We start from the raw sequence: 14,436 nt of genomic DNA on the forward strand, positions 1-14,436 counted from the left end.
TAATATGAAAGTTCTCCCCAGTATTCAAAATCCGCGCGATTTACGCCTGATTAAAAAGGAACTCCTCCCCACGCTGTGCGAGGAATTGCGCCACGTAATTATAGAAACCGCCAGCCACAACGGCGGGCACTTGGGTTCCAGTTTGGGCGCGGTGGAAATTATCACGGCCCTGCATTATGTTTTTAATACGCCCGAGGATAAAATTGTGTTTGACACCGGCCACCAAGCCTATGCGCACAAGTTGCTCACGGGCCGCCAAAAGGAATTTTCCACTATTCGCACGCAAAATGGTCTTAGCGGGTTTCCCAAACGCACGGAAAGCGAATACGACACCTTCGGTGCGGGGCACGCCTCCACGGCTATTTCCGCCGCGCTGGGGCTGGCTATCGCGCGCGACCAACGCAAGGGAAAAAACAAAGTAATTGCGGTGGTGGGCGACGGGTGTTTGACTGGCGGGATGGCGTATGAAGCAATGCAAAACGCGGGGCTTTTGCGCACGGATATGCTGGTTATTTTAAACGATAACCAGATGTTTATCTCCAAGCGCGTGGGAGCCTTGGGCAAGGCGCTAACCAAACTGCTGACCACCAAATATATGCAACTGGCCGAAGAAAAGGCCACCAACTTTTTAAAACGCTTTGACGAACTGGGAAACAATGCGGCCAAACTCGCCAAGCGGGCGCGCTCTATCCTGTTTCCCGGTACGCTGTTTGAGGAAATGGGCTTCCGTTATTTCGGCCCCGTAAACGGGAACGACATCAACGAAATGATTGAGGTGCTGGAAAACTTAAAGGACGTAAAGGGCCCGGTAATGCTGCACGTGGTTACCAAAAAAGGCAAGGGCTACAAGCCCGCCGAGGAAAAGCCGACCAAGTTCCACGGTATCGGTATTTTTGATGTGGAAACGGGCGATTCCTTGGGCAAATCTTCCGCGCTCACGTTTACGAAGGCGTTTTCCGACGCGCTTTTGAAACTGGCGGAAAAGGACGCGTCCATTGCCGCCATTACTGCCGCAATGCCCGAAGGAACGGGGTTAGACGCGTTCCGCGACAAATTCCCCTCCCGCTATTTTGACGTAGGCATTGCCGAGGAACACGCGGCCACCTTTGCGGCCGGACTTGCGGCAGGCGGCGTAAAGCCTATTGTCGCGCTCTATTCTACCTTTGCCCAGCGTTGCTACGACCAGATTTTGCACGATATTTGCTTGCAAAAACTGCCCGTTGTGTTTGCGCTGGACCGCGCGGGCTTGGTGGGTGAGGACGGTCCCACACACCACGGCGTGTTTGATTTAAGTTTCCTGCGCGACATCCCGAATTTGATTTTGGCCGCCCCGGCGGACGAAAACGAAATGCAACATATGCTTAAAACCGCCTTTGACGCAAAAGCCCCCTTTGTGCTGCGCTATCCGCGCGGAGCGGGCTTCGGCGTGAAATTAGACGACGAACCCCAAGATTTGCCTATCGGCAAGGGCGTATGGCTAAAAAAAGGCAAGGATGTTACCATTTTGGCCATTGGCAACCGCGTGCACCCAGCCTTGGCGGCGGCCGAAGCGCTCAAAAAGCATAAAATTGATTGCGGAGTCGTCAATATGCGCTTTGTCAAACCGTTGGATACGCAACTGATTGACGAAGCCTTAAAGGTTTCCAAGCATTTGGTTACCGTAGAGGATAATATGCTGGCGGGCGGTTTTGGCTCGGCCGTGGCCGAATATCTGGCCGACAAACAGGCCAATTTCAAACTCCTGCGCCTGGGCATAGGCGACGAATTTGTGGAGCACGGCAAGGTGGCTAACTTGTTTGATAAGTTGGGCCTCAATGCCGAACAAATGACGGACCATATTTTAAAATGGATAAAGTGAGGACTTTATGACTACCAAAGAACAACAAGCCATTGAGCACGAAGATTCTTATATTAAAGCGTATGAAGATATTGCGCTTTTGAAGAAGGACATTATGCGCCCCGTGCGTATGGAATTAGAGGTAATGAAGCCGGAAATTTACCTCCGCCATTTCAACGTAACCGATACGGTGGTTTGCTTTGGCAGTGCGCGCGTGCGCGAGGAAAAGGATGCGGCCGCCAAACTCAAAGCCGCCAAGGAAGCCCTTGCCAAAGACCCGTCCGACAAGAATTTGCAAAACCGCGTGTACGAAGCCGAAGGTTTGGCTAAACTTTCCAAATATTACGACGAAGCGCGCAAATTCGCCAAAATCGTGGTACAGCACGCCGGCGACCGCTTTGCCGTGGTTACGGGCGGCGGCCCGGGCTTAATGGAAGCCGCCAACCGTGGTGCCTTTGAAAACGGCGGACGCAGTATCGGTATGAACATCACACTGCCGCACGAACAGCACCCCAATCCGTACATCACCAAAAATTTGGCGTTTTTGTTCCACTATTTTGCCATCCGCAAACTGCATTTGGTAATGCGCGCAAAAGCCTTTGTGGTGTTCCCCGGCGGGTTTGGCACGTTTGACGAACTGTTTGAAATTTTAACGCTTGTTAAAACGGGCAAAAAGCAGGAAATCCCGATAGTTTTAGTGGGCAAAGAGTTCTGGAATACGGTAGTTAATATTCCGGGCTTGGCCTCTTATGGCGTGATTTCGCCCGAAGAAGCCGAATCCTGCGCCACGGTGGAAACTGCCGAAGAAGCCTGGGACATCATCGCCAAGTTCTACAAAATTAAATAACGCTCAAAAGCGCGCAAAAAGCCCCGCCAAATAGCGGGGCTTTTTTATGGAATATACTTCATATACAAAAGCGGGTATGGGTTGCCTTGCTCGTCGCAATCCGTCCGTTTGTAGGTGATAAATCCTAACTGTTCGTAAAAGCCCACCGCCTGCGGGTTCTGCTCGTTTACCGTAAGTTCACGCAAGCCATAATGCGCCAGCGCGTATTGGACCAGCCGGCGGCCGAGGCCTTTTCCCCTCTCTTTGGGAGCAACAAATAGCATTTCAAGCCGCCCTTTTTCTACACCCATAAAGGCAACCGGGGCGCCCTCTTCCGCCACGATTAAATGCTCCACTTGCCTTAACGCCTGCGGCACATAGTTTTTTATTTTGCTTATTTCCACCGGGGAGAGGAACAAATGCGTTTCCCGCACGGAATTTTCCCACACGGCTACTAATTGCGCCACCAACTGCGGCCCGCGGTGGCTTACTTCAACTATTTTCATAATAGTTATTATACGATACTTACCGTTACAAATAAAAATCTACTGGATTACAAACCGCCGCCAAGAGCCGTCGCTGTCCTCTTCCGAGGCTCCGATTTCGCTGCATATTTCTACCGCTTTTTGGTTGCTTGGCTGAGCCGCACAATAGATTTTCCCGGGCAAATGTACGCCGCGGAAATCGCCAGACGCCACAATAATATAAAAATATTTTTCAGCCGAGCGGGAAATAGCAAAACGCCCGTTTTTTAGTTGCTCAGGACCATCCCAATGGAAATTTTTTGCCAGAGATTGCGGGAACGATAACGTGAGCGAATCCAAAGAAGACGCATACCGTGAGTTCTGCATATAATATAATTCCTGCGCGTGGCGCACCGAACGCACCAGGCCAACGGCTTCCATAGCGCGCGTTTTTTCTACCACTTTTTCATATTGCGGCACGGCCACCGCCGCCAATATGCCAATGATAAGAACGACGACTAGGAGTTCTATAAGGGTAAAACCTGCGGTTGCCGTACGAAAAGTATTAGGAGTGCGAACACTTGTTGTTAAGCCGTCATCCCGTAGGGTTTTGCGGCCCGCAGGGTTACGGGATCTGTCGTTGTTGTCATCCCCGAGGAATTGGCGGCCCGCAGGGCTCGGGGATCCGTTGTTGTCGTTGTAGTGATTGTTATTGCCGTCATCCCGTAGTGCTTTTATACGGGATCTGTCGTTGCCGTTGTAGTAGTTGTTGTCATTCCCGAGTGTTGTAGTCGGGAATCTGTCGTTTTCCTTTTTTAATAAGGTATTTGCCGTACGACCGCCCCAAACAAGGTTGTTGTCGTCATCCCGGAAGGTCTTTATCCGGGATCTGTCGTTTATAAAACTAAGTGTCATACTGGAAGGTTTCTGTCCAGTATCTGTCGTTTTCCACTTTTTTAATAAAAACAGATCCCCGAACGCTCCACGCCGGCAGACACTCGGGGATGACAAAACATTACTAAATCCTTTCATTTTTTCTCCTTGTTAAGGCCTTTATATTTAAGCAAAACGGCCTTTTATACGCGTTTTTATACAGCGGATACATCCGGGTATGGCAAGCACGATTTATCAAAATTTTAACAAAAAAAAAAAGAAACAACCCCTTTACAGAGAACAGACAAAAAAACACAACCCAACAGGTAGATCCTGAAACAAGTTCAGGATGACCGCTTTTTTATAAAAAGCCCTTTTCCCTTGTCCTCCGCGAGGAATTTATGTTGCGCTATTATATATAATAGAATTATAGTTAATAAAAACATTGAGAATATTGAGGAGAACACGATGACCGCAGAAGAATACATAAAGAAAATTGAAGATTTGCTAGAAACGGACTCGGAACAAGTCTTGGCTGTGTGTGATGAGGCTCTTGCGGCCTACCCAAACAAAGCCAAACTCTATTATCTTAAAGCCCTCACTTTATGGAACCCAAGCGAAGTGTTTGATATGCCACGGGAAGAATTTAGTGCGTTGCTTAAAAAAGCCACTGATTTGGACCCGCATTATTCTGATCCTCATTATCTGTGGGCCTATACCAATGAACTATTGGGACATCCCGAATTGGCTTTGCGCGGGTATCAAAGGGCTGTTGATGCCAATCCCGACGATATGGAAGCATTGGGCAAAGTAGGAGAAATGGAACAAAAATTAGGCGATTTGCCCGCTGCACTAAAAACATTTGATAAGTTGATTTCCCGAATACCCCCATCAGATAGAGCCTACAACAGCCGCGGACACATCCGCCTGGAACTGAAAGATTATGCTGGCGCTATGGAAGATTTTAATAAAGTTTTGGAGATATCCCCCCAGGCCGGCGGCAGTTTGTGGGGAAGAGGACAGTGCAAAAAAGAATTGGGGGATTTGGCCGGAGCCATAGAAGATTTTTCCCAGTTTATTACGCTTTATCCGCAAGAACCATTGGGTTATGTCGGCCGTGCGGCTGCGGAAGTATTTCAAAATGATTTAATAGGGGCACTTAAAGACTATCAGTTGGTCATTACCCAAATAGACCCCGAAAATAAAAAAATTTGGAAACAGATTGTCAATTTACAAAATCAACTATTGCAGCAAATTCCAGCCAATACACCTGTTATGCACTCCACCTTAAAGTCTGGGCATAAGGCGATGACGGTCCCCATCAAAGGAGAAATGGTTCTCTTTTTAATCCCGCCAACAACGCCTATCAATACACCCGATCAATTTGGGGAAACCCCGCTTTTAAAAGCGATTAAGAAGGGAAAACTGGAAGAAGTTAAAAACTTAATTGAACAAGGCGCTGATGTGAATTTTGTAGACCGGTTTACAGAATCTGTCCTAATGGCTGCCATAAAGAAAAACCACGTGGAACTCGTTAAACTTTTAATAGAATCCGGCGCGGATGTAAATTACAAAAACCATTTTGGAAAGAGTGTCTTGGAATTGGCAGAACAGAAAGGATATACGGAAATCATAGACTTGTTAAAATCTGCCGGAGCAAAAGAATAAATCAACCGGTGTAGCAAAAAAGGCCGGCGGGTTGCTGCCCGTCGGCCTTGTTTGCTGGAACTTAAATTATTTTCTTTTTGTTGCTTTTTTTACCGTTTTTTTAGCGGCCGGTTTCTTGGCGGCGGCTTTTTTTACGGTTACTTTTTTAGCAGTCTTTTTAACAGCAACCTTTTTCACGGTTTTCTTAACAGCCGCTTTTTTAACGGCGGTTTTTTTGATTGCTGCCTTTTTGACGGCTACTTTCTTCACGGTTTTTTTTGCACAGGCTTTTTTGGCGCAGCCGGCTTTTTTGCAAACCTTTTTAACAGGTTTCTTGACTGCGGCCTTTTTAACGGCTACTTTTTTGGCGGCCGGTTTTTTTGCGGCGGCCTTCTTCACGGTTTTTTTAACAGCCATTTTTCTCTCCCGAGACAATTAGTTTTAACCTCATAAAAATAATAGCACAAATTATTTTAAATTGCAAACATTTTCTCGTCGTAAAATAATTTTTTCAAAAAAATCAAGTGCTTATTTTTCTATTTTTTCCGTCGGAGATTGCTTTTTCTGGCGCAAAATGCTATATACGCCCGTGCGCCCGCAAAGCGCCGTAAAAACAAACGCATTTAGCGTATTGCGGTACGCCAGCGAAATCGCCAGCGCCGCCAAAATGGCATACCACGCGTGCGTATGCTGCGCGTAAAACCCGTGCCAAACTGCCGAACAAACCGCGTATGCAATCAGCAAAATATAGCACCAGTTGCAAGCGTAAAAAAATTGCAGGGTGCGCTTTAAAGATTCCACTTTTAGCACGCGTAAAACAAGCGGCAAAAGCACGCTTTTGCCCAGCGCAAACACCACGCCCAAGATGATACCCTCGGCGTAATGGCCGGTAAAAATCTGCCCGGCACCGGGGGCTACCAAACTAAACACAAGCGCAAAAAAAGCGGTCATTTCTCCCCCCACAGCGCAAGCAACGCCGTAGCCGTTTTGACCTTGGAAACACGCGCATAAGAGAGCCCGGAAAAGTGCGTAATGCACCGCGCCAATTCGTCCAGTTTTTCAGGCGTGCCTTGCTTTAATTCCAATTCCGCTTCCTTCATCAGCACGCGCCGACCGCACACATAAATCACAAAATTATCCAGCGAAAGTTCGGCCGCCGCTCCGGCATACAAAATATCATACGAGGTCCGTTTGTTGCGCAACGAAAAAAGCGGCTTTAACCCCGTTAAGGGCAATTTTCCCCACTCTTTTTTATCCGCCAAAAACGATAACGCCTGTGCCAAATTTTTAACGCGTGGCATAGGCAAGGTTTCCTCCCGCCGGACGGCCCGGCCGTTTTTTACTTCCGTACGGGTTTTGAAGGTGGCTTCCCATTTTTCGTCGGCATTCCGCACGCGGAAAGCGATTTTATTCTGCTCAAAAAAGTGATTGGGCGTATCCAAATAAGTATCGCAAATGTGCAAGGTTCGGGGTTTTACAAGGTGCGCCGTAGAAACCTGACGAACGGCATCCAGCACCTTAAAAAACGCACGGGGCGAATTAGCGTCCCATTTAAATTCTGTTTCTATGTTTGGCATAAAATTAGTTTAGCAAAAAAGTATAATAAAAGTTAGGAGAACGCTTATGAAAAAATTACGTCAACCCACCTCTTTGCATTGTTTTGCCTGCGGGAAAAACAACCCGCTGGGCCTGAAATTGGAGTGGTTCAACGATTACGAAAACAAACAAATTGAAACCACTTTCACGCTGTCGGACGATTATTGCTCGTACCCGGGCACGGTACACGGCGGCATTATCGCCACGATTTTGGACGAAACCTCCGGCCGCGCGATTTTGCTGGATAACGATTTTAACCGCCTAATGGTTACGCTAAAAATGGAAGTGGTATATAAGCACAACACGCCGACGAATACCCCGCTAAAAGCCGTGGGGCGCGTCCTGCGCGACGGCGGCTCCCGCGCGCAAGTGGAGGGCGAAATCATCCTGCCGGACGGTACCGTTTCGGCCAAGTGCACGAGTATTTTATTTAAAATTCCGCAGGCGGTAAAGGACAAATGGGGCCCGGAAGCCGACGAGTGGGCCCGCACTACGCCCAAGGTGGAAGAGTAAGATTTTAGGAAAATAGTTGAAGTTGCGTATTATTTTTGCTAAAATAATAACTGTCCTAGTTAAGGATAATTGATCTTTGGATCGGTAGCTTAGTTGGTAGAGCGCCTGCTTTACACGCAGGAGGTCAGGGGTTCAAGTCCCTTCCGGTCCACCATTTTAAAAGGCACTCCATATGGGGTGCTTTTTTTGTTGGGGTCTTTGGCGCGCGTTCGACGGAGCGCGACTGGAATTTTTATCTATTCGGGTCTTGGAGTAGTATTTGCAGAGACGAACAAGGCCCGGAAACGGGCCTTGTTCTCTAATGGGGAAATTGGGAGGATTCACTTCCCTGGCTCCACAGCTGTTCCTGTGCCATAAAATCGCTTTCCCCTTCCGCCAAATTCATCAACTCTTATAAACTCATATTGAGTGGATGGTTATATTCCCAGATATCCGCAACAATAGACGGCAATAAATAGCACAAGTTGATATACCGCATAATGGTATGTTTCGTCATATAGACGTCCTTGTAAAATTACAGTTTGTTCCTCCGCTTGGAAGGCGTCTTGGCTTGATAGCCTACGTCCGATAAAAATTTTTCTACCAAATGATTTGTCTCAAATGTAATCATTATTCCTCCTGAACTATTACGCCTTACTTAGGCCAAATACGTCAAGTTTATGATACCAAAAGAAAACAACAGCCCTCTGTCGGTTCCCACATTATCCAGTCACGCCAGGCTTTTAAAGAGAATAAATAAGAAACATTTTTTACTACTATTTTTCTCTTTCCACAATAACTACTGCTACCGATAGTTCGGACGCAAGCTTTTGTAATTTCTTTTTATCTTCGGAAGATAAACATTTGCCAAATGTATGTATTGCAATAAGATTTAAATGCTCCCCTTTCTTTTGTAAAGATTCTGCCAAACAAAATGTCCGCTCTACAATGATTGCCCCGTTTACCCCAGGCTCGTCATCTATAAATATGGGCAACAGCACAAGACGGTCCAGTTCTTCGCGAATAGCGCCATATTCTTGTTTTGTAAAATAACCACTAGCCAATTTCCAAGAATCTATCCCTGTACTCCCAGCCACTATTTGTTCAAAAAATTTATCTTTTGATGTAGTTCCAAGAAGAAAAACAGCCGTCGCCTGACCCATTTTCCCAGACTGGTAAACAACACTTGAAACCGTTAATAAAGATTCCCGCAAAGTTTTCTTCTTCAAAACAACCAGTTCTCCTGATTGTAAATTATCTATATTTTCTTGTTTTTTCTTAGTTTGCATAATTACTCCTTGGAACTGTTAGTATGACTTTTCCGGCGTGCAAGTTGTCCTTTTTCAGCAACTCCATTTTCTTGGAAAAAAGGTTATAATATAAGAGTTGTTGTAAATACAATTTGCTTTTGGCTTGTTTTTGGCGTTATGCGTCTGGCATAGCCCCGCCGGATTACTCCGGCGAGCTGAGAAACGAAAACGAAGCCGTCTTTTAGCACGCCCCCTTTCGGGAGCGTGCTGGCGGCATATCGTTTTGGGTCGGTTCTCAGCTACCCGGAAAGATTGCCGCTTTTTTCTTGCCTAATTTATCTTACCAATCAAAAGCGACAAACGTTTGTCGGAAATATTTTCTAACATTTTTTGTAAGGCTAAATGCACATAAGGAGGACATACTATGCAAAAAGAAAAACTCTATTTAGAAGATGTGTTTGATGTGGATTGGAATAAAGTCAAAATTAAATTTAACCAAACGAATCCTGAAGGAAAAAATCCTTTAGAAATCTGGCTGCAAAATCCAGAAGAAATCGACAACAATTGGCTATTTTGGGAAAACGACAAAAACCGCTTTCAAACAGGTGATATAGCCATTTGTTTAATCAAAATGTCCCATAGCCGCTGGCTCCTTACTACTGTTAAAGAAATCACCAAAATTTTGCCTATAAAAAATGGGGTACATTATGAGGGCCAAGAATTAAAAGAATATCACCCTTATTTCGGCCGTTTAATTATACAGTTTCACAAGTCTTTTATGTCTGTTATCCGCAAAGCAAACACTTTACGCAACCAACTGGAAGTATTGGAATTACTGCCAGAGAATTATAACGGGGATAAATTTCCAGGCTATGATAAAGTACATCTGTCTTGGTATCAACTACAACATATTTTAGATTGTAAAAAAGTTGATTGGATACAAGCATTAACTCATCAAAAAGGGGTGTATCTAATTACCGATAGCAAAACTGGCAACCTGTATGTGGGGTCCGCCTCAGGAAACCAAGAGGGATTATTGCAACGGTGGGAACAATATATAAAAAACGGACACGGTGGCAATAAAGAACTAAAACAGTTGAGTTTTGATTACATCCAGCGTCATTTTCACTATACTCTCTTAGAGAACTATAATTTCAATACAGATGAAAAGATAATTAAAGATAGAGAAGATTGGTGGAAAACAGTTTTAGCCACCCGCAAACACGGCTATAACAAAAATTAATCAAAAGCGACAGTTGTAATGCTAAATAAGAACAAGGAGACAATATGTTTTTCTTCTCAAATTCAGAAAAATCCGAAATAGAAAGGCAATACCATAGTTATGTTGGGAATTTACCCTACCAGCTGCCCCATGACTTAAAAAATAAAATCACCCGTGCCGCGGAAGAGTTAAAAACGCTGCGAATGCGCCGTTACGAAAAGCAAACCGCCAGCTTGCGTCAGCAAGAACAAGAGGAAAAACGGGAGAAAGATTCTTTCCAGCAACATAAACGCCAAATCGAGCAACGCTGGCAAAGAGAAGTAGAAGAACTAACCCGGCAATACAAAAGAAAAGCCGAGGAAATTTCTTCCCGTTATAAACGGGAAACAGACTCCCTTTCCCGGTCAGACCAATATACGGAAGAACGCTTGGTAAATCAAATTAAAGAATGCCAACGGGAGATACAAGAGTGGCAACGGAATAACAACAAATAAAAGGAGAATTAGTATGAAAGATCAAGAGCACGATAAAGCATTCATTCGTTCCGCAGGTGAGCATTATGTCCTCGCGCGGATCGCCAAAGAATTGGCCATTCCTGCCGGCCTAGCACCAGAAAATACGAAAGACATAGATATTTTGGCAATTCATCCTTCTCACGAAAGTCCTATTCGTATTCAAGTAAAAACTCGTACCGATGGTAAATCGGCAGATGAAGGATGGATGATGAAACAAAAACATGAGAATATTTGTGATAAAGATTTATTCTATGTTTTTGTCAGTTTGCCCATAAAATGGACCGATGAGTACCAACCGAAAACATACATCATGCCCGCTAAAGAAGTAGCGGAAATTTTGAAAAAAACTCATCAAGATTGGTTAAACACCCCAGGAAAACAAGGACAAGCACATAAAGATACAATCTTACGTCGTATAAAACCAGCCTATAAAGAATCGCCCGATATTCCCTCAAACTGGTTGGACCAGTATAAAGACAAGTGGGAACTTTTGCTTAAATAAGCAAAAAACAAAGAACTCCGCATAAAGTACGCATATTTTGCGTACTTTATGCGGAGATTAATTATATACAATTCTATAGCCTTCGGATAGCCTGCCCCAAAATATCTTTGATAAGAGTCTTAAAATCTTCCGGTTCCACTAGCGTGATATGTTCCAACCAACTAAGTACCGTAGGGATAATTTCGCGATAATTGGATATGCACGTTTCCACCAAAATCTCTCCGTTTTTCTGCTTTTTGAGGATTTTTTGCAGCGGGAAATACGCTTTTTTCTCAAAATACGAGGCAAACTCCCGGAACCCAAAAACTCACTTTTTTATCCCGTTTCTCGCCAAACCAGATATTTTGGCTCTCTTGTAGTATTTTTTGGATGTTTTTCGTAGGTTTAAAACTCTTATCCGTATTGATTGCATCCAAAATGCGGTCCAAGCGAAATTTTCGCACTTCCTTATAGGCATTGATGCCAAGCAAGTACCAAAAGCCGTCATAATTCATAATTTTAAGCGGTTTTAGCTCGTAGGTTAACTTCCGGCTTGTATCGGCCGCCAAGGACATTAAAACTTCCGTATGCGTACGGATGCCTTTCTCCAACACGCGCGTAATTTTGGTTTCCTCGTATTTACTGCCCGCGGGCATTTTGATATAAAACGGGGATTCTTCGGGCGCGTTTAGCACCTTCTGCCGGAGCGAAGCAAGTGAATTTTGGAACGGTTTGCCCAGCGGGGAAATCACATCTTGCATAACAAGCAAGAGCGATGCCTCCGCTTGCGTTAAATTCATTTTTTTAAGCGAAAACCCTTCTGTAAATTTATATACCCCCGGCGCGGCTTTATAGACGGGAAATCCGCCCGCATCAATATCATTGATATCACGCTGGATAGTACGCTCGGTCACATCCAATTCGCGCGCTTCGCGCGGAACGCGGATTTCCCCGCCGTCCAAGATATTAAGCAAATACAACAAACGGTTTAATTTTTTAAGATTTTTCGGTTGCATAACCTTATTTTCACAAGTTTTGTAGGATTTCAATCATAATTACTTTCTTTAACATGCACAATACTACAAGGAATAATATTAAGTTTTCAAGGCAGCCGTTAAGAAAACATAATTTAAAGTGACAAAATAATAAAAACATACGAACTAACACAATTTTTTTTGCTTATTATATCGATTTACTAAACTCAAGCTACGTCTTTTGAGTTTTGCGGCGTATTTTTTATAACATGGAGTTCCCCAGCTAGCCACAAATCGTAAAACCCAACGACGCAATACTTCTATTTCACAGGGACTACTAGCCTCAGATAAATAAGTCTGAATAAAAGAGTCTACTTCTTTTGTTTTAAGAATAGTATTCGGCATTTTATGGAACATAAACCGCACAAAATCAATTAGTTTTCCTTGTCGTGCTAAATGAACTCGATTTTCGTAGAGCTGTTTCCATAATTTCTCTTTTTGTTGAGGCGTTGCCGATTCACAATAATGTAATAATTCCGGATTATCAAAATCGGCTTGTAAAAACAATTTGATATATTTTTCTTCTAAAAATTTTTTATGTTCATTGTATAATCTCGTCCAAAAATCTTGTATTTCTTTATTAACCCTACATAACAAATGCCCGCTACTCTGTGATAATAAATTCGCAGAAGAAGAAGCGAGTACTACCTGTCGAATATGAAGACGCAATGAGAAAACAATTTTTGAATATTCTTGCCCAGGAATAAATCCCACTTCCCGCAAGAAACTAAGACAGGAATAGATATCAAGCAGTAAATCAATATCATTAAGTTTTGGATATTCTTGTACAACAGATTTTAAAGCTTTACTTACTTCATCATATGAATAATTATCAAAATGATTTAAACGGTTTAGAGCTCCGCCAATGGGATCCCGTTGAGTATAATAAACTAAACGTTCAGAAATTTCCTGTTGTAACTGGTGGACATTTAAAATACCATTTTCGCAAAACTGATGAACAAATCGATATTTAGGTGGAAAAATAGAGAATCTCTCAAATGGATACATAAATTCCGCTTTTGACGAAGGCGGTGTTACTTGTAAAAAAATATATTCATACCACAATATTATCCACAATTCATTTAATACATCTTGTCTTATTTCATTAGAAGGAAAATTTATTTTATCAAAATAAGGCCAAATGGCAAAAAAAGCGTCAAAAAACTGATTATAATATCTCAAATTTTGTGTGGTATTTTCAATAAAAATTTTTTTTAATACTGACGCCGTTAATAAGGTTTTATAAAGAGGAGTTTCTAAAGCAGGGTAACGCTTTTTTAAATAATCAGCAAAAATATCATTAATATTTTGAGTAAAAGGTAATTCTCGATAAAATACCTTATTAGATACTTGGCTATACTGTTCAGAAGATGTATCAGTTTCTTCAAAAAGGTGTGCCTTATCTGTTACCACTATCACATTGCTAGAACGTCCCTCTAATAACAAACTATGAATATAAAAAAGAACATCTTTATAATCAATATTCGTTGACAGACGTTCCAAATCATCAAAAATAAAAATGTACTTTGTTAAATCAACCCCAGAAATGACACTCTTATCTAAACACTGCACTAAACCAGATGTATTTAAATATGGAATATCTATATTTTCAAACATCTTTAGAATAGGGAATCTAGAAAGATATTTCGAAAGTTTTTCATTTTTAGGTAATTTGCACATCGCAATTTGTAAAAAAATTTCTTGAGAAATATCCTCTAACGCAGAAATACCTTTTAATGAAATAAAAATTGTTTTTTTCCCATTCCATTCTTCTTTAAATAAATGTCTAAGAAAAAAGTCTTTCCGCATCCCCATGGCCCATATATTAATAAAGCCAGGTCTTTGCAAGGTATTTTTAAAAATTCTTCAATAGCTGGGACAATAGGATGTATTATTCTTTCCATACTACTTCCATTTCAATCAATTTTAGTATTATTATATTATTTTTAATGTCTCAAAAGTAAACAAAGCAATAAATTTACCGGCTTTTTCCTGTTATCTCTTTTAGGGGATTTGGCGGTATCTTCTCCGGTTTTCTCCGACAAGACATATCATAGAGATATATCTCCAAAATCCCAAAAATAGGCCTAAAAGCAGCAAAATTCCCTGTTTTTACCCTGATAAACATGGCACGCAAGGACCTGGTTTTAAAGAAGAATCATCACGCACGGTTGCCCAACCATTTATAACCCCACCCAA

Annotated in this window: 17 protein-coding genes and 1 tRNA gene; 8 read left to right on the forward strand and 10 right to left on the reverse strand. The window is 43.0% G+C overall.

The window, feature by feature from the left end; all coding sequences use genetic code 11:
- Window positions 1-4 precede the first annotated feature (4 nt).
- Window positions 5-1,858, forward strand: a complete 1,854-nt coding sequence (dxs, locus tag ACR0QV_RS00775) for a 1-deoxy-D-xylulose-5-phosphate synthase (protein ID WP_432634110.1) — start codon at window positions 5-7, stop codon at window positions 1,856-1,858.
- Between the two features lie 7 nt (window positions 1,859-1,865).
- Window positions 1,866-2,684, forward strand: coding sequence for a TIGR00730 family Rossman fold protein (locus ACR0QV_RS00780; protein ID WP_432634111.1), 819 nt, complete (start codon window positions 1,866-1,868; stop codon window positions 2,682-2,684).
- Between the two features lie 44 nt (window positions 2,685-2,728).
- Here the strand turns inward: ACR0QV_RS00780 and ACR0QV_RS00785 are convergent, their stop codons facing one another.
- A complete protein-coding gene (locus tag ACR0QV_RS00785; protein ID WP_432634112.1) occupies window positions 2,729-3,169 on the reverse strand; it encodes a GNAT family N-acetyltransferase in 441 nt (146 codons plus the stop codon).
- Between the two features lie 39 nt (window positions 3,170-3,208).
- Window positions 3,209-4,159, reverse strand: coding sequence for a type IV pilin protein (locus tag ACR0QV_RS00790; RefSeq protein ID WP_432634113.1), 951 nt, complete (start codon window positions 4,157-4,159; stop codon window positions 3,209-3,211).
- A gap of 309 nt (window positions 4,160-4,468) precedes the next feature.
- Between ACR0QV_RS00790 and ACR0QV_RS00795 the strand changes: the two genes are divergently transcribed.
- Complete coding sequence (locus ACR0QV_RS00795; protein ID WP_432634114.1) at window positions 4,469-5,668, forward strand: ankyrin repeat domain-containing protein; 1,200 nt, start codon at window positions 4,469-4,471, stop codon at window positions 5,666-5,668.
- A 66-nt stretch (window positions 5,669-5,734) separates the two neighbouring features.
- Here ACR0QV_RS00795 and ACR0QV_RS00800 read toward each other — a convergent pair whose 3' ends face one another.
- From ACR0QV_RS00800 to ACR0QV_RS00810, 3 genes are all read right to left on the reverse strand, one after another.
- A complete protein-coding gene (locus ACR0QV_RS00800) occupies window positions 5,735-6,064 on the reverse strand; it encodes a hypothetical protein (RefSeq protein ID WP_432634115.1) in 330 nt (109 codons plus the stop codon).
- Window positions 6,065-6,175: 111 nt separating this feature from the next.
- Window positions 6,176-6,598 (reverse strand): hypothetical protein, encoded by a 423-nt coding sequence (locus ACR0QV_RS00805; RefSeq protein ID WP_432634116.1) that lies wholly within the window; start codon window positions 6,596-6,598, stop codon window positions 6,176-6,178.
- Window positions 6,595-7,224 (reverse strand): CYTH domain-containing protein, encoded by a 630-nt coding sequence (locus tag ACR0QV_RS00810; RefSeq protein WP_432634117.1) that lies wholly within the window; start codon window positions 7,222-7,224, stop codon window positions 6,595-6,597. Before ACR0QV_RS00810 ends, ACR0QV_RS00805 begins: the two co-directional genes overlap by 4 nt.
- Before the next feature lie 46 nt (window positions 7,225-7,270).
- Here ACR0QV_RS00810 and ACR0QV_RS00815 point away from each other — a divergent pair, with 46 nt between their 5' ends.
- A complete protein-coding gene (locus ACR0QV_RS00815; RefSeq protein ID WP_432634118.1) occupies window positions 7,271-7,756 on the forward strand; it encodes a PaaI family thioesterase in 486 nt (161 codons plus the stop codon).
- Between the two features lie 78 nt (window positions 7,757-7,834).
- Window positions 7,835-7,910 (forward strand) — tRNA-Val (locus ACR0QV_RS00820).
- A 601-nt stretch (window positions 7,911-8,511) separates the two neighbouring features.
- Here the strand turns inward: ACR0QV_RS00820 and ACR0QV_RS00825 are convergent.
- Window positions 8,512-9,024, reverse strand: coding sequence for a hypothetical protein (locus ACR0QV_RS00825; RefSeq protein WP_432634119.1), 513 nt, complete (start codon window positions 9,022-9,024; stop codon window positions 8,512-8,514).
- 385 nt (window positions 9,025-9,409) lie between these two features.
- Here ACR0QV_RS00825 and ACR0QV_RS00830 point away from each other — a divergent pair, with 385 nt between their 5' ends.
- The 3 genes from ACR0QV_RS00830 to ACR0QV_RS00840 are packed head-to-tail and all read left to right on the forward strand — an operon-like array spanning window position 9,410 to window position 11,224.
- Window positions 9,410-10,228, forward strand: coding sequence for a GIY-YIG nuclease family protein (locus ACR0QV_RS00830; RefSeq protein ID WP_432634120.1), 819 nt, complete (start codon window positions 9,410-9,412; stop codon window positions 10,226-10,228).
- 44 nt (window positions 10,229-10,272) lie between these two features.
- Window positions 10,273-10,701 carry a hypothetical protein gene (locus tag ACR0QV_RS00835; protein WP_432634121.1) on the forward strand — a complete coding sequence of 143 codons (429 nt, stop codon included), beginning with the start codon at window positions 10,273-10,275 and terminating at the stop codon, window positions 10,699-10,701.
- 13 nt (window positions 10,702-10,714) lie between these two features.
- Window positions 10,715-11,224 carry a hypothetical protein gene (locus ACR0QV_RS00840; protein ID WP_432634122.1) on the forward strand — a complete coding sequence of 170 codons (510 nt, stop codon included), beginning with the start codon at window positions 10,715-10,717 and terminating at the stop codon, window positions 11,222-11,224.
- A gap of 73 nt (window positions 11,225-11,297) precedes the next feature.
- Here ACR0QV_RS00840 and ACR0QV_RS00845 read toward each other — a convergent pair whose 3' ends face one another.
- From ACR0QV_RS00845 to ACR0QV_RS00860, 4 genes are all read right to left on the reverse strand, one after another.
- Window positions 11,298-11,477: a hypothetical protein gene (locus ACR0QV_RS00845; RefSeq protein WP_432634151.1), complete on the reverse strand. Its 180-nt coding sequence runs from the start codon at window positions 11,475-11,477 to the stop codon at window positions 11,298-11,300.
- Between the two features lie 19 nt (window positions 11,478-11,496).
- Window positions 11,497-12,219 carry a helix-turn-helix transcriptional regulator gene (locus ACR0QV_RS00850; protein ID WP_432634123.1) on the reverse strand — a complete coding sequence of 241 codons (723 nt, stop codon included), beginning with the start codon at window positions 12,217-12,219 and terminating at the stop codon, window positions 11,497-11,499.
- 144 nt (window positions 12,220-12,363) lie between these two features.
- Window positions 12,364-14,046, reverse strand: coding sequence for a hypothetical protein (locus ACR0QV_RS00855; protein ID WP_432634124.1), 1,683 nt, complete (start codon window positions 14,044-14,046; stop codon window positions 12,364-12,366).
- Window positions 13,971-14,141 carry a P-loop NTPase fold protein gene (locus ACR0QV_RS00860; protein WP_432634125.1) on the reverse strand — a complete coding sequence of 57 codons (171 nt, stop codon included), beginning with the start codon at window positions 14,139-14,141 and terminating at the stop codon, window positions 13,971-13,973. Before ACR0QV_RS00860 ends, ACR0QV_RS00855 begins: the two co-directional genes overlap by 76 nt.
- Window positions 14,142-14,436 lie beyond the last annotated feature (295 nt).

It is taken from the genome of Candidatus Avelusimicrobium sp., assembly GCF_050873505.1.
In the GTDB taxonomy this organism is placed as follows: Bacteria; Elusimicrobiota; Elusimicrobia; order Elusimicrobiales; family Elusimicrobiaceae; genus Avelusimicrobium.

What these genes read in the sequence shown, in the direction of transcription:
- dxs (WP_432634110.1), top strand. Translation starts at nt 5, where the DNA reads ATGAAAGTTCTCCCCAGTATTCAAAATCCGCGCGATTTACGCCTGATT.
- ACR0QV_RS00780 (WP_432634111.1), top strand. Translation starts at nt 1,866, where the DNA reads ATGACTACCAAAGAACAACAAGCCATTGAGCACGAAGATTCTTATATT.
- ACR0QV_RS00785 (WP_432634112.1), bottom strand. Translation starts at nt 3,169, where the DNA reads ATGAAAATAGTTGAAGTAAGCCACCGCGGGCCGCAGTTGGTGGCGCAA.
- ACR0QV_RS00790 (WP_432634113.1), bottom strand. Translation starts at nt 4,159, where the DNA reads ATGAAAGGATTTAGTAATGTTTTGTCATCCCCGAGTGTCTGCCGGCGT.
- ACR0QV_RS00795 (WP_432634114.1), top strand. Translation starts at nt 4,469, where the DNA reads ATGACCGCAGAAGAATACATAAAGAAAATTGAAGATTTGCTAGAAACG.
- ACR0QV_RS00800 (WP_432634115.1), bottom strand. Translation starts at nt 6,064, where the DNA reads ATGGCTGTTAAAAAAACCGTGAAGAAGGCCGCCGCAAAAAAACCGGCC.
- ACR0QV_RS00805 (WP_432634116.1), bottom strand. Translation starts at nt 6,598, where the DNA reads ATGACCGCTTTTTTTGCGCTTGTGTTTAGTTTGGTAGCCCCCGGTGCC.
- ACR0QV_RS00810 (WP_432634117.1), bottom strand. Translation starts at nt 7,224, where the DNA reads ATGCCAAACATAGAAACAGAATTTAAATGGGACGCTAATTCGCCCCGT.
- ACR0QV_RS00815 (WP_432634118.1), top strand. Translation starts at nt 7,271, where the DNA reads ATGAAAAAATTACGTCAACCCACCTCTTTGCATTGTTTTGCCTGCGGG.
- ACR0QV_RS00825 (WP_432634119.1), bottom strand. Translation starts at nt 9,024, where the DNA reads ATGCAAACTAAGAAAAAACAAGAAAATATAGATAATTTACAATCAGGA.
- ACR0QV_RS00830 (WP_432634120.1), top strand. Translation starts at nt 9,410, where the DNA reads ATGCAAAAAGAAAAACTCTATTTAGAAGATGTGTTTGATGTGGATTGG.
- ACR0QV_RS00835 (WP_432634121.1), top strand. Translation starts at nt 10,273, where the DNA reads ATGTTTTTCTTCTCAAATTCAGAAAAATCCGAAATAGAAAGGCAATAC.
- ACR0QV_RS00840 (WP_432634122.1), top strand. Translation starts at nt 10,715, where the DNA reads ATGAAAGATCAAGAGCACGATAAAGCATTCATTCGTTCCGCAGGTGAG.
- ACR0QV_RS00850 (WP_432634123.1), bottom strand. Translation starts at nt 12,219, where the DNA reads ATGCAACCGAAAAATCTTAAAAAATTAAACCGTTTGTTGTATTTGCTT.
- ACR0QV_RS00855 (WP_432634124.1), bottom strand. Translation starts at nt 14,046, where the DNA reads ATGCGGAAAGACTTTTTTCTTAGACATTTATTTAAAGAAGAATGGAAT.
- ACR0QV_RS00860 (WP_432634125.1), bottom strand. Translation starts at nt 14,141, where the DNA reads ATGGAAAGAATAATACATCCTATTGTCCCAGCTATTGAAGAATTTTTA.